This is a genomic window from Kribbella alba, from assembly GCF_039529635.1.
GTDB lineage: Bacteria > Actinomycetota > Actinomycetes > Propionibacteriales > Kribbellaceae > Kribbella > Kribbella alba.
This window is the reverse complement of the sequence record NZ_BAAANE010000004.1, coordinates 933,780-953,869: the sequence shown is the minus strand read 5'-3', so window position 1 is coordinate 953,869 and position 20,090 is coordinate 933,780. Positions and strand designations below refer to the sequence as shown.

The 20,090-nt window shown below is 67.0% G+C and carries 20 protein-coding genes; 9 read left to right on the top strand and 11 right to left on the bottom strand.

Features of this window, described 5'->3' with window-relative positions:
• Positions 1-55: 55 nt before the first annotated feature.
• Complete coding sequence (locus tag ABD210_RS11355) at positions 56-949, top strand: LLM class flavin-dependent oxidoreductase (protein WP_344111045.1); 894 nt, start codon at positions 56-58, stop codon at positions 947-949.
• 136 nt (positions 950-1,085) lie between these two features.
• On the opposite strand, the gene ABD210_RS11350 is transcribed toward ABD210_RS11355, so the two are convergent.
• The 3 genes from ABD210_RS11350 to ABD210_RS11340 all read right to left on the bottom strand — a co-directional run bounded on the left by ABD210_RS11350 (position 1,086) and on the right by ABD210_RS11340 (position 3,424).
• The gene (locus tag ABD210_RS11350; protein WP_344111043.1) at positions 1,086-1,976 is read right to left on the bottom strand and encodes an aldo/keto reductase; all 891 of its coding nucleotides are present in this window, start codon (positions 1,974-1,976) and stop codon (positions 1,086-1,088) included.
• A gap of 85 nt (positions 1,977-2,061) precedes the next feature.
• A complete protein-coding gene (locus tag ABD210_RS11345) occupies positions 2,062-2,751 on the bottom strand; it encodes an RraA family protein (protein ID WP_344111041.1) in 690 nt (229 codons plus the stop codon).
• Between the two features lie 121 nt (positions 2,752-2,872).
• Complete coding sequence (locus ABD210_RS11340) at positions 2,873-3,424, bottom strand: P-loop nucleotide/nucleoside kinase family protein (RefSeq protein ID WP_344111039.1); 552 nt, start codon at positions 3,422-3,424, stop codon at positions 2,873-2,875.
• Between the two features lie 259 nt (positions 3,425-3,683).
• Between ABD210_RS11340 and ABD210_RS11335 the strand changes: the two genes are divergently transcribed.
• Positions 3,684-5,066, top strand: a complete 1,383-nt coding sequence (locus ABD210_RS11335) for a DNA-3-methyladenine glycosylase 2 (RefSeq protein ID WP_344111037.1) — start codon at positions 3,684-3,686, stop codon at positions 5,064-5,066.
• Between the two features lie 18 nt (positions 5,067-5,084).
• Here the strand turns inward: ABD210_RS11335 and ABD210_RS11330 are convergent, their stop codons facing one another.
• Both ABD210_RS11330 and ABD210_RS11325 read right to left on the bottom strand, forming a co-directional pair.
• The gene (locus ABD210_RS11330) at positions 5,085-5,849 is read right to left on the bottom strand and encodes an isocitrate lyase/PEP mutase family protein (protein ID WP_344111035.1); all 765 of its coding nucleotides are present in this window, start codon (positions 5,847-5,849) and stop codon (positions 5,085-5,087) included.
• A 2-nt stretch (positions 5,850-5,851) separates the two neighbouring features.
• Positions 5,852-6,148, bottom strand: coding sequence for a putative quinol monooxygenase (locus tag ABD210_RS11325; protein ID WP_344111033.1), 297 nt, complete (start codon positions 6,146-6,148; stop codon positions 5,852-5,854).
• Between the two features lie 133 nt (positions 6,149-6,281).
• Here ABD210_RS11325 and ABD210_RS11320 point away from each other — a divergent pair, with 133 nt between their 5' ends.
• Positions 6,282-6,569 (top strand): hypothetical protein, encoded by a 288-nt coding sequence (locus ABD210_RS11320; RefSeq protein ID WP_344111031.1) that lies wholly within the window; start codon positions 6,282-6,284, stop codon positions 6,567-6,569.
• Positions 6,570-6,696: 127 nt separating this feature from the next.
• Complete coding sequence (locus ABD210_RS11315; protein ID WP_344111029.1) at positions 6,697-7,494, top strand: class I SAM-dependent methyltransferase; 798 nt, start codon at positions 6,697-6,699, stop codon at positions 7,492-7,494.
• 81 nt (positions 7,495-7,575) lie between these two features.
• On the opposite strand, the gene ABD210_RS11310 is transcribed toward ABD210_RS11315, so the two are convergent.
• Both ABD210_RS11310 and ABD210_RS11305 read right to left on the bottom strand, forming a co-directional pair.
• The gene (locus ABD210_RS11310) at positions 7,576-8,424 is read right to left on the bottom strand and encodes an RNA methyltransferase (RefSeq protein ID WP_344111028.1); all 849 of its coding nucleotides are present in this window, start codon (positions 8,422-8,424) and stop codon (positions 7,576-7,578) included.
• A 220-nt stretch (positions 8,425-8,644) separates the two neighbouring features.
• Positions 8,645-8,992, bottom strand: a complete 348-nt coding sequence (locus tag ABD210_RS11305; protein ID WP_344111027.1) for a VOC family protein — start codon at positions 8,990-8,992, stop codon at positions 8,645-8,647.
• A gap of 464 nt (positions 8,993-9,456) precedes the next feature.
• Here ABD210_RS11305 and cutA point away from each other — a divergent pair, with 464 nt between their 5' ends.
• The 5 genes from cutA (at position 9,457) to ABD210_RS11280 (ending at position 14,667) form a co-directional block, all read left to right on the top strand.
• Positions 9,457-9,678 carry a divalent cation tolerance protein CutA gene (gene cutA / locus ABD210_RS11300; protein ID WP_344111026.1) on the top strand — a complete coding sequence of 74 codons (222 nt, stop codon included), beginning with the start codon at positions 9,457-9,459 and terminating at the stop codon, positions 9,676-9,678.
• A gap of 397 nt (positions 9,679-10,075) precedes the next feature.
• A complete protein-coding gene (locus tag ABD210_RS11295; RefSeq protein WP_344111025.1) occupies positions 10,076-11,878 on the top strand; it encodes an HNH endonuclease signature motif containing protein in 1,803 nt (600 codons plus the stop codon).
• A 230-nt stretch (positions 11,879-12,108) separates the two neighbouring features.
• On the top strand, positions 12,109-12,411 hold the full coding sequence (locus ABD210_RS32445; RefSeq protein ID WP_425552652.1) for a CGNR zinc finger domain-containing protein: 303 nt from the start codon (positions 12,109-12,111) through the stop codon (positions 12,409-12,411).
• A 205-nt stretch (positions 12,412-12,616) separates the two neighbouring features.
• On the top strand, positions 12,617-13,918 hold the full coding sequence (locus ABD210_RS32440) for an ice-binding family protein (protein ID WP_425552651.1): 1,302 nt from the start codon (positions 12,617-12,619) through the stop codon (positions 13,916-13,918).
• A gap of 308 nt (positions 13,919-14,226) precedes the next feature.
• Positions 14,227-14,667: a class F sortase gene (locus tag ABD210_RS11280; protein WP_344111021.1), complete on the top strand. Its 441-nt coding sequence runs from the start codon at positions 14,227-14,229 to the stop codon at positions 14,665-14,667.
• A 53-nt stretch (positions 14,668-14,720) separates the two neighbouring features.
• Here the strand turns inward: ABD210_RS11280 and ABD210_RS11275 are convergent, their stop codons facing one another.
• From ABD210_RS11275 to ABD210_RS11260, 4 genes are read right to left on the bottom strand one after another with little or no spacing between them, the layout of a single operon-like run.
• A complete protein-coding gene (locus ABD210_RS11275; RefSeq protein ID WP_344111019.1) occupies positions 14,721-16,796 on the bottom strand; it encodes a beta-galactosidase in 2,076 nt (691 codons plus the stop codon).
• A gap of 30 nt (positions 16,797-16,826) precedes the next feature.
• Positions 16,827-17,741, bottom strand: a complete 915-nt coding sequence (locus ABD210_RS11270) for a carbohydrate ABC transporter permease (protein ID WP_344111017.1) — start codon at positions 17,739-17,741, stop codon at positions 16,827-16,829.
• The gene (locus tag ABD210_RS11265) at positions 17,738-18,676 is read right to left on the bottom strand and encodes a carbohydrate ABC transporter permease (RefSeq protein WP_344111016.1); all 939 of its coding nucleotides are present in this window, start codon (positions 18,674-18,676) and stop codon (positions 17,738-17,740) included. Before ABD210_RS11265 ends, ABD210_RS11270 begins: the two co-directional genes overlap by 4 nt.
• Positions 18,673-20,076: an ABC transporter substrate-binding protein gene (locus tag ABD210_RS11260; RefSeq protein WP_344111015.1), complete on the bottom strand. Its 1,404-nt coding sequence runs from the start codon at positions 20,074-20,076 to the stop codon at positions 18,673-18,675. The genes ABD210_RS11265 and ABD210_RS11260 overlap by 4 nt, the downstream gene beginning before the upstream one ends.
• Positions 20,077-20,090: the final 14 nt, after the last annotated feature.

Below are 20,090 nucleotides of genomic sequence, written 5' to 3'. Positions count from 1 at the left end.
GATACTTCGGATGATTAATATTTAGATCTACGAAGTACCTACGAGGAGGCAGCCGATGACCGTGCGCTTCGGATATGGATCACCCGCCTGCGTCAGCGAGGTGGCGGACGTGCTGCGCCTGGCCGAGCAGGCCGATCGCGACGGGCTCGACGTGTTCTCGGTCTCTGACCATCCGTACCTGGCCGAGCGGCTCGACGCGTACGCGACCATCGGCTTCGTGCTCGGGCGGACCGAGCGGATCATTGGTCTGGCCAACGTGACCAACTTGCCGTTGCGGCCGGCGCCGATGCTCGCCCGTACTGCGGCAGCGCTGACCGCGCTCTCCGGGCGCAGGTTCGTCCTGGGTCTGGGGGCTGGCGGTTCGTGGGACCGGATCTCCACGATGGGCGTGCCGCAGTTGCCGCCGGCCCGGGCGGTCGAGGCGTTCGAAGAGGCGATGGTGCTGATTCGTCAACTGACAGGCGGCGGTCCCTCTGTCTCATCGTCGGGGCCGTATTACCCGGTGCGCGATCTTGCCTCATCGCAAGTTTCTCGGCCGCAGATCTGGACGGGATCGGTCGGGCCCAAGTCGCTCGCCGCGACGGGGCGGCAGGCCGACGGCTGGATCCCCGGTCACTCGGCAGACTGGCTGAGCGAGCCCTACCGGAAGTCCCGGCGGATCATCGATGACGCGGCGGTCGCAGTCGGCCGGAAGCCTGACGAGATCGCCACCATCTACAACTTCCCGGGCGCGATCACCGCCCGGCCGTTGCGCCGCACGCGCGACGACAACGGCCGGTGGATCGGCGGCTCGACCGACCAGTGGATCGAAGAGCTCACCGGCGCTGTCCTGGAGCACGGTGCGTCCGGCTTCGTCCTCTTTCCGACCGGCCCCGATCCCTTCGACCTCACCCTGAGCCGCTGGGCCCACGACATCGCCCCCGCAGTACGCGCCGCAACGTCCTCCTGAGCCCCCGCGTCCGGCCCAGCGGCGTACCGGCGAACAGGAACTAGTCCACAAATCAGCCGCCCCCTGCCGTGTCGAACGCCTGAGCGAAGCGGCGACGTGACACCTCTTCCTGTTCTTCGGTACGCGCCGAACGAAGTTAGAGGCTGGCGAGGTCCTCCGGGGTGAGCTGGATGGCGCCGGCGGCGATGTTTTCCTCCAGGTGGGCGGGGTTGCCGGTGCCTGGGATGGCCAGGACGTGCGGGCCTTGGTGGAGGGTCCAGGCGAGGCGGATCTGGGCCGGGGTTGCGTCGTGAGTGTCGGCAACGGTCTGAAGGGCCTCGCTGTGGTCGACCGTGGGGCCGCCTTCGCGTTCCGCGCCGGCGATCGCGAAGAACGGGACATACGCGATCCCTCGTTCGCCGCAGACCGGCAGGAAAGTGTCGTCGTCGCGGTGGGTGTCGATGGCATAGCTGTTCTGGACGCACACGACCGGCGCGATCGCCTGCGCCTCGTCGAGGTGGTCCAGGCGGACATTCGAGATGCCGAGGTGCCGGATCAGTCCCTTGTCACGCAGGTCCGAGAGTGCGCCGAAACGGTCGGCGACGGAGTCGGCGCCCGGCTTCTTGATGATGCGCAAGTTGACGACATCGAGGTAGTCCCGGCCGAGTTGGCGAAGGTTCTCCTCGACCTGCGTCCGCAGTTCGGCGGCGGTCATAGCCTGATAGAACCCGCGCTCGGGAGCTTCGCCCGGTCCGACCTTGGTCGTTATCACCAGGTCCTCCGGATACGGCGAAACTGCATCCCGGATCAGCTCGTTGGCAAAGCGGAGCGGACCTTCGCCGACCCCGAGCGTGCCTCCGGGGGAACGGTAGAAAGCGGCGGTGTCGATGTGGTTCACGCCGAGCTCGACAGCGCGTCGCAGTACGCGGATTGCCACGTCGCGGTCGGGGTTCGCCGTGATGCGCATCGCGCCGAAACCCATTCGGTTGATGGTGAGATCGCCTAATTTCCAGGTACCCGCGGCGGCCGCCGAAATGTCAGAAGGCATCCCGCCAGCTTATGACACCCCGGTGTCAGACCGCCGGTGCCGACGGCCGCCGTACGCCGACGGCGCTGTCAGCCGCCGCCGCTCGTCACTCCTCGATCGCGCCGCGGACGGCACGCAGGTGTTCGCGGAAGGTGAGGGTCGGGTTCTTCGCCCGCTCCGCGAGGTAGACGTCGAATCGCACCTGCTCGCGCAACGAAGTACCGGCGTGGATCTGCGAGGCCTGGCGGCGCTCGGTGTCGCGGATGGACTCGGCCAGGGTGAGCAACTCGTCGACACGTGCGGCAGGGATGAACACCACGCCGTCCTCATCGCCGAGTACTACGTCGCCGCTGGTGACCGTCCATTCCCCGACGGTCGCGGACTCCAGAGCGTCCGAGGGCAGCGGGTCGAGACGCAACGGGCCGTTCGGCATCGCGCCGAGGCTGTACACCGGGAGCCCGATCTCCTCGATTTCGACGGTGTCGCGGTGCAGTCCCCAGATGACGAGTCCGGCGATGCCCGCAGCCTGGGCTTCGAGGGCCATCAGGTCGCCGACGCAGGCCTCGTCGCGCCGGCCGCCGTTGTCGACCACCAGCACGTCACCGGGCTGGGCGGACTGGAACGCCTCGAGGAAGATGTCGACGCTGCCGACGTGCTTCGCAGGGAGCACCCGACCGGCGACGCGACCCGGCCGAACGGCAGACAACGACACCGTGCGGACCGGGACCTCCGCACGGACGCACGCATCCGCGACGTGCGCGGTCGTCAACTCCGCAAACCGCTTCTGAAGATCCATCTGCCGTCCCCTTCACTCGATCCCGCCGATTCCCTGACCTTAGTCAGAGAATCGGCACGCCACCACCAAGCAGCCGTATCGCGGACCGGCTCAGGTCGTCGGTAGGCGGGCCTGCCGGGCGTCAGCGGGTGAGGAAGGTGAGGATCTCGGACAAGCCTGGCTGGTAGCCGTCGGCGGTGTCGACAGTCAGGGTCGGGACGGGGAGAGTGACCGGATCGAAGGTCGTGTGGGTGCGATGCCAGAGTTCGGGGTCTGCCGAGGAGTGCCCGTCTTCGTGAGCCTTGCGGAGAGTGTTGTCAGTGGCTCGGCGGCTGATCCGGTCACCGGCGATCTCCGCGGAGACCGTGCACTGGAGGATGCGCAGGTCGGCCGAACCCAGCAGGGGTGTGAGGCCGGGCCGCCAGATGCGGTCCTGGAAGGCGGCCTCGGCGACGATCGTGGTGCCGCGCCCGATCAACAGGCCGATCACGTCGAAGAATGTCGCGAGCGTCCGCATCGTCAGCGGATCGCCCGCACTCGGGACGAAGCCGGGCGTCGCATGCGCCATGCCTTCCTTGATCTCATCCCTGCAGATCGCCGGGCACCCGATCGCCCGCGCAACCTCGTGCGCCAAGGTCGTCTTCCCAGTACCAGGCGGCCCGCTGATCACCACGAGCATCGGCTTCGCTTGCATCGAGGCACCCTAGCGCCATCCCCGCCGATGACACCCACCTTCGCGGCGGCCGCTGTGACGTGGGACGGAAGCCCGGTCGCTGGTCCGCCGGTGGTCTGTACTGCGGTGCTCAACTGCCCGGTCCACGCACCCCGCGAGCCTCCGCTACTGCGGTGCTGCAGTTGGCGCGGGCGGAAAGTGTCGGATGAGGCGCATAGCCTCGGGAAGGTCTCCGGAAACGGCCGGACCGGGCGGGTAACAGCGGGTGAGGGTGTGGGGTGTGACGACGTATTCAGCGGTTCGGACTACGGGGATCTACTGCCGGCCGGGGTGTGGCGCCAAGCCGTTGGCGGAGAACGTGCGGACGTTCGAGCTGGCCGCCGCTGCGGAGGCTGCGGGGTATCGCGCGTGTTTGCGGTGTCGGCCGTATCGGGTGGCCGGGACGGTGGCCGACGATGCGCCGGAGTTGGTTTGTCGTGCGGTGCAGTTGATCATCGGCGGGGTGCTCGACGACGCGGACGAGACGGCGCTCGGCGCGCGGCTCGGGGTGTCGGCGCGGCATTTGCGGCGGATGTTCAATGACCATCTCGGCGTGACGCCGGACCAGTTCGCGCGGTCGCGGCGCGCTCACTTCGCGAGAAGGTTGCTGGACGAGTCGGATCTGACGATCGCGGATGTCGCGTTCGCTTCCGGGTTCGGGAGTCTGCGGCAGTTCAACCGCGCGATGCGGGAGGTGTTCCGTTCGACGCCGCGTGAGCTGAGACAGCGGCGCCGGCGGGACGATCGGCTGGTGGCGGATGGCGGTTTGTTGCTGCGGATGCCGTTCACACCGCCCTACGACTGGGATGCGATGGTGGGTTCCCTGGCCCGGACTGCTGTTCCGGGGGTGGAGTCGGTCGAGGACGGTGTGTACCGTCGCACGATCGCTCTCGATGGGGATCCAGGCTTGCTCGAGATCGGGCCCGGAGGCAGCGATCACCTTCTGCTGAAGGCCCATCTGCCTTACTGGGAAGGGGCGATCCACGTCGTCGAGAGAGCGAGTCGTCTCGTCGGCCTGGAGGCTGAGCCGCTGCTGGCCGCGGCTCAGCTCGCGGGAGATCCCGTGATCAGACCGCTGATCGAGGCGCGTCCTGGGCTGCGGATACCCGGTGCCTGGGGCCCATTCGAGGCGGCAGTTCAGGCCGTGGTCGTCGCTGCGCTGGATGAGCAGTCCCCCCGGGTGGTCGGCCACGCCGCCGGGGAGGATGGGATGGGCAATGCGCGCGACCACGAGGCTGCGGGGGAGGTGCTCCGGCGTCTGGTCGAGGCTTATGGGACACCTGTCCCCGGGCTCGGTCATGGATTGACGCACGCTTTTCCGTCGGCGGAGATGCTCGCGCGCGCGGAACAGTACGGCGTACCGGAAGATGTCGAGGTGACCGTCAGAGCATTGGCGAAAGAAGTTGCTACGGGCAACATTGTGTTGGATGGCGGTGAATCGCTGGATGGGTTGGTCAAGTCACTAGCGGCGGTGCGTGGCGTCAGTGAGCAGACCGCGCATCGGATCGCGCGACGGCTCGGTGCACGAGACGCCTTCCCCGGCGAGGCGAGCGAGCGATCCGAAGCGTGGCGGCCGTGGCGAGCGCTGGCGGCCACGCATCTGGAGGCCGCTGCCAACCTGTGATGACAGCGGCCGCCAGCCTCAATTCTCCAAGGTTTTATAGGTTCCGTGCGTGATTAGCTCCGACGCGGCCGCAGCAGCGAAACCATACGCACCGGTCGTGATCGCTGGACCCACACTGAGCCTGACCACCCCGAGTTCCACGAGTTCGGCAACGGTCGGGGCCCCCGGACCGACCATCAAGTTCAGCGGCAGTGAGATGCCGCCGACCAGCTCACGAATCGCGACTGGATCGAGCAGTCCTGGTACGAACAGCACGTCCGCGCCTGCTTCCGTGTAGATCGCTGCCCGCTTCACGGTCTCCGCGGGATCACCGAAGAAGTACGTGTCGATGCGAGCGTTGATACAGAGGTCGATGCCTGCGGCAACCGCAACCTCTCGTGCCGCCGCGATCCGTTCCGCCTGCACGGCCGGGTCGACCAATGCACCACCGGCACTGTCCTCCAGGTTGATGCCGACGGCTCCGATCTTGATGACTTCGGCAACGGTCGACGCGACCTCAGCCGGCGACCCGCCGTACCCGGACTCGATGTCGGCGGTGACCGGGACGGAGACGGCGGCGACGATGCTACGCAGGGCCTCGAGGGCCGCGGAGCGGGTGAGTCCACCCGCGTCCGCCACCCCCGCTGCCCACGACACGCCGGCGCTGGTGGTCGCGATCGCCTTCGCCCCGGCCGCCTCGATCGCCTTCGCCGAGCCTGCATCCCAGGCGTTCGGCAAGACGAGCGGAGGTCGGCGGTGCAGGGCCTGGAACTCGCGCGCTTGAGCTCTCCTGTCGATCGCCATGATCAGAGGCTGACCAGCAGTTCGTGGTCGATCTCCACGAACTCCACGATCAGGTCGGCGAACTGCCCGGCGATCAGTTCCTTGTACGCCGACGAGCCGGTGTGCGCGTCGTACGCCGCCTGGTCGGCGAAGTGCTCGACGAACAGCAAGTAGTCCGGGTTCGCCGGATCGCGGTAGACGCGGAACGACAGGGTGCCTTCCTCCTGGCCGGGGCCCTGCGGCGCGAAGGACTGCACGAGCTCCTCGGCCTTCGCCTGGTTGCCGTCCTTCAGCTTGATGGGGAACACCTTTGCGAGCACTTTCTTCCTCCTGGATCGAAGCGGTGAGGAGTCAAGATTCGCCCGCGGACCCACCCCAGGTCTGGCCATATTCGGTCACCATGGTCATCGACTCCTCAATGCGGCCATCGATCACGACGACGGGATCTCCTGGTTGGCGGTCACCAGGACGGCAGCCTTCGGGCCGTTCCTCATGGTCGTGCTGGCCTGGGCGGCCCTCGCCGCCGCCGTCGGCACGAGGGCGCGGGCATTCATGGTGGCGGCTGCGTCGACCTATGCGGCCTTCAACATGGTCGGGGTCATTCCGGCCTTGACCGAAGGTGGGTCCCAACCAGTGTTTCTGACCAGCTTGGCCGGCAACGGCCTGGTGCTGGTAGCACTCGCAATAGCCAGCGCGCGCCCCGAACGAAGTGCCGTGACCGCCAAGCAAGGCACCGGCTGACAACGACGACCACCTGAGTCGCGCTGCAAGCAGCTCCTCGTGATCGTCTTGCTATCCAAGACGATACGTCTCATTGAGCAAGATGGAAGCTAGTCTGAGCGGGTCAACGAGGACCGAGGAGCCAGGCATGAACAACGTCTACACGCACGGCCATCACGAATCCGTACTGCGCTCGCACACCTGGCGGACCGCGGAGAACTCAGCCGGCTACCTGTTGCCGCACCTCAGGCCCGGGATGTCCGTCCTCGACATCGGCTCCGGCCCAGGAACCATCACCGCCGATCTGGCCGCTCTGGTCGAACCCGGTCGCACGACTGCCCTGGAAGCCAATGAAGCAGCCCTCGACCTGACCCGCGCGACCATCAGTTCGCGGAAGTCCGCCAACATGGACTTCCTAGTCGGCGACGTGCACCAGCTCGACATCAAGGACGACTCGTACGACGTGGTCCACGCACACCAGGTCTTGCAGCATGTGGCCGATCCGGTCCAGGCGCTGCGGGAGATGCGCCGGGTTTGCAAGCCGGGAGGACTCGTCGCTGCGAGGGACTCGGACTATCGCGCGTTTGCGTGGTACCCGCAGCTCCCGGAGTTGGACGAGTGGATGACGCTCTACCAGCAGCTGGCCCGCGCCAACCGCGGCGAGCCCGACGCAGGCCGCAGGTTGTTGTCATGGGCGCAGGCCGCCGGATTCGACCAGGTCGAGGCGACCGGGAGCAACTGGACGTTCGCGAACCAGGAGGACCGCGACTGGTGGGGTGGGATGTGGGCCGACCGGGTCCTCCAATCCGACCTCGCCCGCCAGGCACGCGACAGCGGAGTACCGCAGGAAGACCTGCAACGGATCTCCGATGCTTGGCGGGACTGGGCCGCCGCTCCCGACGGCTGGATCTCCATCCTCCACGGCGAAATCCTCGCGACAGGCTGAACACATCATCAGGCCGGGAAGCCTTGCGACTTGCTCGGGATGGTCGGCTGAGGTCGCACAGAAAGTGTCATCCCGACGACGCTATGCGGACCCGGTCCCGCGTGTCTTGGACGAATGGGCACGCTGCCTGGACGCCTCGTAGAGGACTGCCGTCGCGGCGTTCGCCGCGTTGAGGGAACTCGCGGAGCCGGTCATCGGGATTCGGACGAGCTGGTCGGCCAGTTCCTTCCAGGCAGCGCTCAGGCCGGACGTCTCGTTGCCGATCAGCAGCAACGTCGGCTGGGTGAGGTCGAAGTCGTAGATGTCGGCCGTGCCGTGCTCATCCGTGCCCACGACAACGATCGGATTGCCGAGCGAGCGCTGGTCCGCTACCCACTCCATCACCTCGCGCTGGGACGGAACGCGGACTGCCGGTACTGCGAAGATCGATCCCGTGCTCGCGCGCACCGACTTCGGGTCGTACACGTCCGCCGCATGTCCCGTCACGATCAGTCCGTCCGCGCCGAAAGCGTCGGCGGAGCGGATGATCGAGCCGATGTTGCCCGGACCGGTCGGCCGGTCGAACACCACGCCCAGGAAGTCCGGCCCGACCTTGATCCGATCCAGGTCGTCCGGCGGCATCTCCATCACCGCGACCATCTCAGGCGCGGCTTCGTCCTTCTCGCCGAGCTCGGCCAGCAGGTCGGGGGCCATGCTCACCCATTCGGTGCCACGCTGCCGCTGCTGCAGTTGGTAGGCCCAGCGCGACAGCGGCCGCTCCGAGTCGTGGATCAACGCGCGAATCGGCCAGCCGTGTTCCACCGCCACGGTGATCGGCCGAACGCCTTGGACCAGGAACTCGCCCGCGCGCTGTCGCTTGTTCCGATTGGTCAGCAGCGCCTGCCACACCTGAAAGCGGGCATTGCGGCTGCTCACCCTCACCGCACCCATCAAACTCTCCGTCGCCCGGACATCCCCCCACCCTACGAGCATCGGCCGCGGTTGGTTTCGATGCGCAACGCGTTCACCGGCTGAGCAGCGATGGCGAGGGTGTCGCCGCGGCCGCGCGCCGCGAGGTGACGACCTGCCATCGGGCCGAGCTGTCGTGGCAGGCCGAGGCCGGCTCGGCGATGGGAGGCATCAGCCGCCCGGGGTTTGCCGGTGGCCTTTGTCAGCTGGTGGATTCGATCAGACCCAGCTGGTTGTGGTCGGGGTCTGTGGTGGTGGCGAGGCGCTGGCGGCCGTTGGAGACCACCTGGGGGTCGGTACTGGTGATGCCTTTCGAGGCCAGCTCGGCGAGGACTGCGTCGAGTTCGTCCACAGTGAAGTTCACCGCGGTCCGCCCGGCGCGATCCGGGTCCTGGAACACCTGGACGACGCCGAGCTCGCTCAGGTGCCACTCGGCCAGCGTGTCCATCGGCTTGGTGTCGGCCGGGCGGCCGAAGAACGACTCGTACCATTCGACCGCCTGGTCCAGGTCGGCTACCGGTACCACCGCGAGCACTGCCTTGATCGTCACTGTCCGTCGCCTCTTCCGCTCCGGGCCCGGCCTGGATGGCCGGCATTCCCTACGACGTCGGTGCCCAGCCCGACTGCTCGCCATGCGGATTTCCCGACGGGAGCAGCTCGTGACCGAGCAAGTCCCGTCAGGGGAGGGTGCGGGTGAGGAAGTTGTCGAGCAGCCTGGCGATCTGGGCGGCGCGGGTTTCCAAGGCGAAGTAGCCGGTCGGGAGGAAATGGATCTCGAGGTCGGGAAGGTCACGGCAGGCCGTCGCGCCGACGGGCGGGGAGATGTCGTCGTTCTTGCTTCAAGCTGCGGCGACTGGTCCGCGACCCCGTGCTGGTGCTGCCACTTCGCTGTTGCTTCGCGCTGCCTCCTCTGCGTTGCCGTTCGCGTTTGCCGTTGCCGCTGCCGTTGCCGTTGTCGTAGGCAACTACCTCGGCCCAGGTCTTGTCGCGTCCTCGTACGCATTGCCGTGATGCGTGAAGATCGCCTTGGATCTGCTCGGGGTACTGCAGCGCCGTGGGGTCGGCGAGGGAGATGAGTGGGAGGTGACCCTCAAAACGACCATCACCCGGTATGCCGAACTGGAGGCGCACCTGCTGACCGAGCATCCGTGGGACAACCCGGAGGTGACCGCCACCGAGATCGGCCACGGATCACCGAGCTATCTTGCCTGGCTGGACCGCAGCACGAATCCCTAGTACTACAGCCGGAGTTTGTGATGTTGCGGGGATGGGCCCGGTGGCGCGCAGCGGTCACGAAGCGGCGACCTTGAACACCAAACAGGGACCACGGACACCAAATAACGTGTTCAAGGTCCCGACTACCTGTCCCAGGTCCCCACTCTTGGTCAGGGCCGCACCCCACCCAGCCCTCCGCGGCCCCCTGCCGAAAGGCATCATCACGAACTACGGCTGTCGTACTAGCGCTCGGGGGAGCCAGTTTCTGTGGACAACTGGGCCCGATACGGCATCCTTGCGTCCACAGGTCTACGGTTGCTGTGGACAACTGGGTCAATTTCAGTGCATCAAGAAATCCCTTATCTATAACGGGTTCTCGGCACAGAAACTGTCGGCGGGCAGCTCTAGAGTTGTCGGTATGGATCTCGTGGAGATGCGGCCGGTGTGGTCGATGAGCGGCAGCGAACAGCTGACCGCCCTCGACGCGCTGCGCGACGAGATCAGCCGGCTGGAAACCTACCGGCTCCAGGTCCTGGCCGGCTTCGACGCCGGCGGCCACGCCAAGGAGCTCGGTGCCCGCGACACCGCCGAACTCGTGTCGCTTCGGCACCGCCTCAACAAGGCCGACGTCCGCCGCGACCTGAAACTGGCCGCCGCGCTCCCCAAATACGAACTCGTCTCCGCCGCCCTACCCACCCCCACCGACGACCTAGACGACGGTCAGGCCGACACCGACAGCAACACCGACGAGGGCCAGGACGCCGGCGCGGACCAAGGCGCCGATGGCACCGCCGGGGGCGCTCCGGTGCTGCTGCACCTGGCGCAGGCGAGGGCGATCGTGTCCGCGCTGGAAAAGGTGCCGACCACGGTGCCGGTCGAGGATGTGGTCGCGGCCGAAGAACAGATGGTGCGGGCCGCGCGGCACCTGCCACCCGGCGACCTGCGCGACCTCGGCCGACAAATCCTGGAGTTGCTCGACACCGACGGACCCGAACCCGCCGAGGACAAGGCCTACGCCCGCGAGGCGTTCTGGATGAAAAACGCCGACCACGGCCTGAAGTTCGGCGGGTTCCTCGCCAACGAAAACGCAGAGTTGCTCAACACCCTCATCGACGCCAACGCCAAACCCCACAAGACCATCGACGGCGAACAAGACCCCCGATCCCGCGACAAGCGCCAAGCCGACGCCTTGACCACGGTGCTGAACGCCACCGCCGGTGCCGGCACCACCGGCCACGGCGCCATCAAACCCCACATCACCATCACCATCGACCTCACCGACCTCCAAAACGCCGTCGCTGGCACCCGCAACGGCAACGGCAACGGCCAGAACGCCGGAAGCGGCGGGAACGGCGGAGGCGGCGGAGGCGGCGGCTTCGAGGGGATCGGGAATCCGGATGGGCTCGAGGGGCTCGAGGGGCTCGGCGGGCCGGGCGGGTTCGATGGGCTCGGCGCCCTCGACCACACCAACCCGGGGTTCGGCCGGTTCGTCTACGGCGGCAACCTGTCCGCCGCCGCCGTCCGCCGACTCGCCTGCGACGCCGGCGTCGTCCCCATCGTTCTGGGCACCGACTCCGAACCTTTGGATGTCGGGAAGGAGGAACGGTTCGTCAACCGGGCGATGCGCCGCGCACTGAACTTCCGCGACAGGGGCTGCGTCGTGTGCGGCGCACCACCGATCCAGTGCGACGCCCACCACCTGATCCACTGGATCGACGGCGGACCCACCGCCCTGTCCAACCTCGTCCTGCTCTGCCGGGCCCACCACATCCAGATCCACCACGGCCACTGGACCATCACCATCACCCGCGGCCGCGTCACCGTCACCCGACCCACCTGGGCCGAACCCGGCCGCCTCCCACGCCTCAACCGGAAGCGACCACCCGGCACACCCGGCGCACCTGCACCTGGCGCGCCCGGTTCGCTCGGTTCGCCCGGGGCACCCGCGGCATCCGCGGCATCCGGTTCACCCGGTTCACCAGGCGCAACGGGCGACGAAGAGCCACCCGGCGCCGACGGGCCACCGCGCCCTGCCCCGGCCTGGCCACACACCAGCGACTCCCCCTGGATCACCGCCGAGGAAACCGCACGCCTCAACCCCTGGGGCGACGAACCACTCAACGCCACGACGCCCGCGCGCACCCTGACCCAACCGAAGAACGACACCACCTGGAAATCACCCTGGGACGACGACAACAACACGGAATCCCCCGGCCCGTGACCCCGGCCAAGCCGCCACGCCACACCGCACTCGCCCGCGACCTCAACACCCGCGGTGAACGGCCCTGCAACGACACCGCGCTGCCGAGCCGTACCCACGAGACCGCCAGCGTCATCAACGAACGCCGACATGAAACATCCAGGGCCGGAATCACCCGAGATCGGCAAGGTGAGACGGGAGCTCTCGGCCCCGGTCGTCCGGCGTGACCAAGTGGTATTTGTCCGCGAGCATTGGGATCAGCTCCCGGAACATGTGGGAGGCGGTCGGAAACCCCTGCAGGAGCAGCAGAATCGGCGCATCGACCGGCCGAATCTCCCAATAGAGGACCTCGTGCCCCTCAACCTCAGCGGAAGGAGAACAGATCGCGGCCGTGCGGGACGACGAGGAACGCAGGGCTGTTCCTGATCGACCGGAGTAGGGCGAACGGCCGTCGTTGGCGCTGGATGGCGATCTGTGGCAACCGCCTCGAGGCTTCATCAGCAGCGCAAGCCGTCGTCCAGTCGTTGACGACAGCCGGCTCGGGGACTCGCTAGTTGAATCGGGCAACGACTTGAACTGGTTGCCGAATGCACCTGTCGAGCCGTTGACAGCATGGATTCGGTGACCTACGGTCAGATTTCAGCAACAAATTGTGATCGGTGTCTTGCGGCCTCTCAGGACTGCCGCCGATCGAACGGGGTGCGAACCTGCCATAACTCGCAGTAGGACGGGGAACGTCCTGCTGGTGGCGGTCTCCCGATGTCCTACTGCCGGCCCCTGCCCGGCCCTCGAGATGTCGTCCGCGTTGCAGCGGACCCTCCTTCGCGAAGAACTGCCAACGCAACTCGCCATGCCGCTCGGAACAGGCGGCTTATCGAAGGACTTGAGGGTGAATCGATCATGAAGTTCTCCAGGTACGGGCCTACCCGAGGCCGGTTACGACTCAGCGTGCTGGCGGTCGCGGCAGCGGTCGCAGTCTCCGCCGGCGGCGTGCTGGCTACTCGGGACAACGCTCAGGCAGCAGCCGTCGTGGTGCCGATGGGTACTGCCGGGAGCTTCGTGGTCCTGGCGGGCGCGGGGATCACCAACACCGGGCCGACGACGCTGAATGGCGATATCGGCAGCTTCCCCAACCCGGCGATCACCGGAACCGGCACGATGACGATCACCGGCTCGAACCATGCCGGGGACAGCGTGACCCAGGGGGCGAAGGACGACCTGGTCACGGCGTACAACTACGCGGCGGGAGAGTCGCCGCCGTCACCGATCACGGACGACCTGGGCGGCAAGACCCTGACCCAGGGCGTCTACAACTCCGCCTCCTCGATCGGGCTGACCGGAACACTCACCCTGGATGCCGAAGGCGACGCGGGGGCCGTCTTCGTTTTCCAGGCGGGTTCCACGCTCACCACAGCGTCCAGCAGTCGGGTGCTGCTCACCAACGGGGCTCGATCCTGCAACGTGTTCTGGCAGATCGGCAGCTCCGCCACGATCGGCACCGCCACCGCCTTCCGCGGCACCATCCTGGCGTTGACCTCGATCACTATGCAGACCGGAGCGACCTCGATCGGCCGGATGCTGGCCCGCAACGGCTCCGTCACCCTGGACACGAACACCATCACCAGACCACGCTGCAGCCCAGTCCCGCCGACCTCGCCTCCGACCTCGCCTCCGACGTCGCCTCCGACGTCGCCTCCGACCTCGCCTCCGACGTCGCCTCCGACGTCGCCGCCCACGTCGCCCCCGACTTCACCTCCGACGTCGCCGCCCACGTCGCCCCCGACTTCACCTCCGACGTCGCCTCCGACCTCACCGCCGACGTCCCGTCCGACGTCGCCGCCGACCACACCGCCGACCACACCGCCGACCACGCCGCCGACCACACCGCCGACCACACCGCCGACCACACCGCCGACCACATCTCCGACTTCGCCCAGGGCTCCGCAGGTCACCAAGACGCCCGAAGGTCCTGTCGGTACAGGTGATGCGTCCGGCTGGTCGATCTGGCTGGTCGAGCCTCCGGTTGTCCCATGGTTTGGCTGGACAGCTGTCACACCATGAGGACCGGCGCAGCGGTCCTGCTCGTCGCAACGGCACTCGTCGTGGCTGGTTGTTCCAGTGAGTCGGGCTCGGGGCCGACTCACACCGGCCCGACCTCCCCTGACGCCGGACCGAGCGGGACCGCTGCGCCAACCACCACCGTCCTCACACCTACCCCGCTAGCCCCCGGGTCGAGCAAGCCGGCCGCGAGTAATCCGGCCCTAGGCAAGCCGAAGAGCACCGCATTCGAGCTCGACCCACGACTCCACTCGGAGCCGTTCGTCCAACCTTCCCGGCCTTCCCCCATCGAGGGTCGGCGGTCGGCGCCGATGCGGAGGTCCACCCCGATCCGGGTTGTCATCCCCGCGATCGGGGTGGACTCGAGCCTGATGCGCCTCGGCCTCAAATCCAACGGCAATCTGCAGGTGCCCCCGAACGGCTTCCCGGCCGGCTGGTTCACCGGCGCGCCCACTCCGGGGGAGAAGGGGCCGGCCGTCATCGCCGGCCACGTCCGCTGGTCCGGTCGGGCTGGCGTCTTCGCCGAGCTCGGTTCGCTGACGCCGGGGGACAAGATCACGGTGACCCGACAGGACCATTCAGCGGCCGTGTTCCGGGTGGTCCGGGTCAGGCAGTATCCCAAGTCCACCTTCCCGAGCTCAGCGGTGTACGGCGATCTTGACCACGCGGGTTTGCGGCTGATCACCTGTGGCGGGCTGTCCAACGGCAAGTTCGAGGCCAACCTCGTGGTCTTCGCCGACCTGATGGCCTAGCCCGACCTGTTCCTCGCCAGGCCGCCGCAGCGAGGTATCGGGCCCTTGTGCGATCAGGTCTCCAGGAGCACCCTCACATCCCATGGGCCGAGGCTCAGCTTCTCGCCGGCAGCGAGCTCCGTGCCGTCGAGGAGGTCGCGGAAGGTGCCGGGCAACTCGAGATCGACCGGTTCCCAGGACCAGTTGTGCACGAAGCGGACTCGGCGTCCGTCCCGGGCGGTTCCACTCGTCACAGTCACGGTGGCGGGGAGATCCTTCCGGTCCGTGGGAGCGATCCACCGGAACAACTCGGTCGCCAGTTGCGCGTTCGGGACCGTGCCGACATACGTGATCCGTCCCTTCCCATGAACCCGCGTAGTCACAGCCGGCCAGCGCCCGAAGTGCTGATGCTCATAGCCGGCGAGCACTTCGGCGTCCGTTGTCTGGAGCCCGTCGACCCAGCGGGTCCCCGCGGCAGCCTCGTCCAGCTCAAGCGATGACCCAGCACCGCGCACAGGCAGATCACTGCTCAGGTTGCTGTACTCGTCGTACCAGACCCCAGCGGCCTCCGACAGCCGAGCCGGCATCACCGCAGTACGGGCGCGGGCTTCTTCGTCGGCGTATGCCGTGCGTGGACCGACGACAAGATGCCCACCGGCAGCGGCATAGGCGACAAGCAGATCAAGCAACGCGTCGTCGGCGATGTAGAGACCTGGTACGGCGAGGACCGGGTGCCGTGCGACCAGTTCGTCAGCAGTGCCGGTGAACTGGCTGACGTGCAGGACGCGCACCTGCAGCCCTGCGTCGAAAGCGCCACGGTAGAAGGGATCGAAGAGCCCGTGGTACGACCGGTCGTCAGGGCTGCCGTCATCGCGGGACAGCGGCGGGTACTTCTGCATCAGCCATTTGCTCGGCAGCGAGTAGAGCATGGTCACATCGGCATCCGGTGTCAGACCGGCAACCGCATCGCCTGCGGCCTCCAGCTCAGCCCCAAGCCGGGAGAGCTCGGCGTACGTCCGCCCTGGGCGACCGCTGTGCGGCAGTACTCCACCCCAGTACGTCTCCGCCCCGAAGTGCAGCGTGTGCCAGTGCCAGTACTCGATCATGCTGGCGCCGCGGGAGATCAGCGCCCAGGCAGCCTGCCGCCACTGGCCGTCGTACGCCGGGCGGTTGTCCCACGGGTAGCCGATCGACTGCGCGTTCGTCTCGGTGACCAGGTAGGGCTCTTGCCTCGAGGAGTACATCCGGTCGGCGCTGAGGTAGAGCGCCCAGGTGCCGACTGTCGTCCAGTGCTGCCGCTGGTCGTCACCGGCTGGCAGCAGAAGGCCGTCCTGCATCGCGTAGTACGGATTCCCCGCGGTGACGTCGAGTTGTTCGGTCAGCGCATCGTCTGCCATTGCCGGCCGCTCATAGGAGATGCAGGTGGTGACGAACTGGTCGTCGCGCGCGTATTCCCGGACGATGTCGGCCTGCCAGCTGATGAACTCGGTCGTCTGCTCCGCCTGGAACCGGCGCCAAGCGAGGTCGTACTGCGGTTGCACGTTTCCGTCCGGCGTCCACAGATCGGCCCAGTCCGACAGCCGGTGCGACCAGTAGACCAACCCCCATTCGCGGTTGAGAGTCTCCACATCGCCGTAGGTGTGCTTGAGGTGGTCGACGAAGCGCTGGAAGACGCCGTGGTTGTGGAACAGTTCGTTGCCCGGTTCGTTGTCGACCTGATAGCCGATCACCGCCGGGTGGTCGGCATACCGCGAGACGAGCTTGCGGATGACGCGCTCGGCATGAAAGCGGAAAGCAGGATGCGTGAAGTCCACCTCCTGCCTTGCACCCCAGGGGATCCGACGGCCGGTCGCGTTCTCACCGGCGATCTCGGGGTAAAGACGAGCGAGCCACGGCGGCACGGCGTACGTCGGGGTACCGAGGAGCACGGCGATGCCGCGGGCGTGGGCGCCGTCGAGCACCGGCTGGAGCCAGTCGAGGTCGAAGCGACCGTTCTCGGGCTCCCAGCTCGACCAGACGGACTCGCCGACACGGATGACCGAGAAGTGGGCGTCGACCATCAGGTCGAGGTCGGTCTCGAGCCGGTCGTGAGGCTGGTACTCGTGGTAGTAGGCCGCGCCGAAGAGCACTCGGGAGGAGGGCTGGTACACGGTGAGTTTCTCCAATGACAGAAGGGGGATTCAGTCCTTGACGCCGCCGGCCGACAGGCCTGACTGCCAGTACCGCTGCAGCAACAGGAACGCGGCGATCAACGGGATGACCGACAGCAGGGAGCCGGTCACGACCGACGAGAGCAACTCGCCGGTCGAGCCGCCGCCTCCGGTGGACTGCGACGACCAAGCAGCCAGGCCGACGGTGACCGGGTAGAGCTTGGGATTGTTGAGCATGATCAGTGGCAGGAAGTAGTTGTTCCAGGTCGCCACCAGGGTGAACAGCAGGACGGTGACGATGCCTGGGGCAAGCATCCGCAGTGCGACCTGGAAGAAGATCCGGAACTCACCGGCACCGTCGATCCGGGCCGCCTCGATGATTCCGTCCGGGATCGCGTCCTGTGCGTAGATTCGCATCAGGTAAAGGCCGAACGGGCTCACCAGCGACGGCAGGATGATCGCCCACGGCGTGTTCACCAAACCGACCTTGCTGAACAGCAGGTACGTCGGGATGGCCAGTGCCGTGGTCGGCACCATGATGGAACCCAGCACCACGGCGAACATCGCCCCGTTGCCGCGGAACTTGTACTTCGCGAAGCCGTAGCCGCCGAGGGCGCTCAGTAGAGCGGCGCCACCGGCACTGACCACGGAGTAGAACACTGTGTTCGCCATCCAGCGGGCGTAGACCCCGCCGTCATACGTGACGGTCTGGCGGATGTTGGACAGCAGCGAGAAGTCGTTGCTGAACCACAACCCGAAGCTGGAGAACAGATCGCCGGTCGTCTTCGTCGAGGCGACGAAGAGCCAGAACAGCGGCAGCACGAAGTAGATCAGCAGCGCGAGCATCCCGAGAGTGAGTACGTTGCTGCGCCGGTCGCTCAAGGCCTTGTGCTTGCGCTTGGCAACAACCTCGGAGGGTGCGGTGAGGGTCGCTGTCGTGGTCATGACCGGCTCCTGCGACTGGTGACGAACAAGACGGTGTACGACGCGACGATGATGACCAGGCCGAGCAGGAACGAGACTGCCGCGGCATAGTTCACCTCCTGGCCGGTGAAGGCCAGCGTGTACGCGTACAGGTTGGGGGTGTAGGCGCTGTCGATGACGTTCGGCGCGAGCCGTTGGAGCAGATTCGGCTCGGCGAACAACTGGAAGCTGCCGATCACCGAGAAGATCAGGCAGAGCATCAGGGCCGGCCGGATCGCCGGGATCTTGATGCTCCACGCTGTCCGCCACGCGCCCGCGCCGTCCACCGCCGCGGCTTCGTAGAGCTCGCCGGGGATCGCCCGCAGCGCGGCGTACAGGATGATCATGTTGTAGCCGGTGAACTCCCAGGTGACGATGTTCGCCATCGAGCCGAGCATCCAGGAATCGCTGAGGAACGGTGGCACGGCCGCGCCCACCTTGTCGGCCAGTTGGGCGAACGGCCCGAAGTCAGGCCCGTACAGGTAGCCCCACATCAGCGCGGCGACCACGCTCGGTACGGCGTACGGGAGGAAGATGCCGAGCCGGAACACCTTGGCCATGCGGAGCAGGCCGCTGTCGATGGCCAGTGCCGCCAGCAACGAGATGAGCAGCATGATCGGCACCTGGAAGGCGAAGAAGCGAGCGACTCGCCCGACGCCCTCGAGCAGCCGGTCGTCGCCCAGAGCCCGCGTGTAATTGTCCAGACCGGCGAAGACCGTGCCGCCGATCAGCCGGTCCCTGAACAGGCTGAGGTACGCCGCGTAGGCCAGCGGCACCACCAGCATGCCCAGGAACACGACCATGAACGGTGCGACGAACAGATAGCCGCTGTTGCCGGTGTTCGCGAGCTTGGGCCTACGACCAGGACGACTAAGGCTTGTAGTGCGCGACGGCTCCAAGCTGGTTGCCTGGCTCATTTGTTGACCTTGAAGCCTTGGTTCTCCGCGTAGGTCGTGGTGCGCGACTGCCACTGGTCGAGGGCCGCGCCCGGATCGGACTTGTCCGCGAAGGACTTGCCGACCGTCTCATCCCAGTCATTCACCGTCTGGTCCAGGAACGGCGGCCACTGGAACTCGGTGTTGACCGTGCTGCTGATGTCGGAGAACACCTGGTTCACCGTCTGCCCGCCGTAGAACGCCGGCTTCTCAGCGACGAACGCCGCATCCGTGAGGACGCCCTTGGTCGCCGGGAACAGGAACTGCTGGCTGGCGAACATCTTGGTGGACTCCGGATCGGTGTTCAGGAACTTCGCCAGCTCGGCGGCGGCGATCGCGTTCTTGCTGCCCTTGATCACGGCAGTCGTCGAACCACCCCAGTTGCCCGAGGCAGGCTTGCTCGCGTCCCATTGCGGTAGGGGAGCGGCGCGCCACTTGCCGCTGGTGGACTTGGCGCTGCCGGAGAGGAAGACCGGTCCCCAGGCCGCGGTCAGCCAGGTTGCGTACTGACCCCGGTTCAGCGCCTGGTACCACTGGTCGGTGAAGTCCGGATCGGTCGACACCGAACCGTCCTTGATCAGCCCGTTCCAGTAGGTGCCGAGCTTCTTCGACGTCTCGTCGTTCACGTTGACGGTGACGGAGTCCTTGCCAGTGGTGGTGAACGGCTTGGCGCCCGCCTGCCAGAGCAGGCCCATCCAGACACCGTTCTGGTTCGAGGCGAGGTTAGTCATCGCGACCTTCGGGTCGGCCGCATGAAGCTTCTTCGCCGCGGTCGCGAACTCGTCCCAGGTCTTCGGCGGCGTGATCCCGTACTTGTCGAAGATGTCCTTGCGGTAGAGCATCCCCATCGGGCCGGTGTCCTGCGGGATCGCCCAGACCTGACCGTCGGAGCCGCTGACCTGCTTCCAGGTCCAGTCGACGAACTTGTCCTTCAGCGCGGTCGCGCCGTACGGGCGCAGGTCGAGCAGGCTGTCGGTGATCGAGAAGGTGGGGATGTACTGGAACTCGATCTGTACTGCGTCGGGCGCGCCGCTGCCGGCCTTCAGCGCCGTCCGGAGCTTCGTGTACTGCGGTTCGCCCTGTCCGGCGTTGACCACCTTCACCTTGATGGCCGGGTACTTCTTCTGGAACAGGTCCACCTCCTTCTGGATGTTGGGCACCCAGGTCCAGAAGGTGAGCTCGGTCGGGGTCTGCAGGGCCTTGTCGATATCGGCCTGGCTGACCGACGGGGCGGCCTGGGCCTGACCGCCTGAGCTGGAGTCGGACCCGCCGCCACCACAGGCGGTCAGGGCCAGGCCGGCGGCGAGGACAAGGGCAGTTGCGTGCAGGGCGGTGGCGCGGGTGGCACGGGGACGGCCGGTCGAACGCTTCAAGCGGATCACGGCGGAACTCCTTC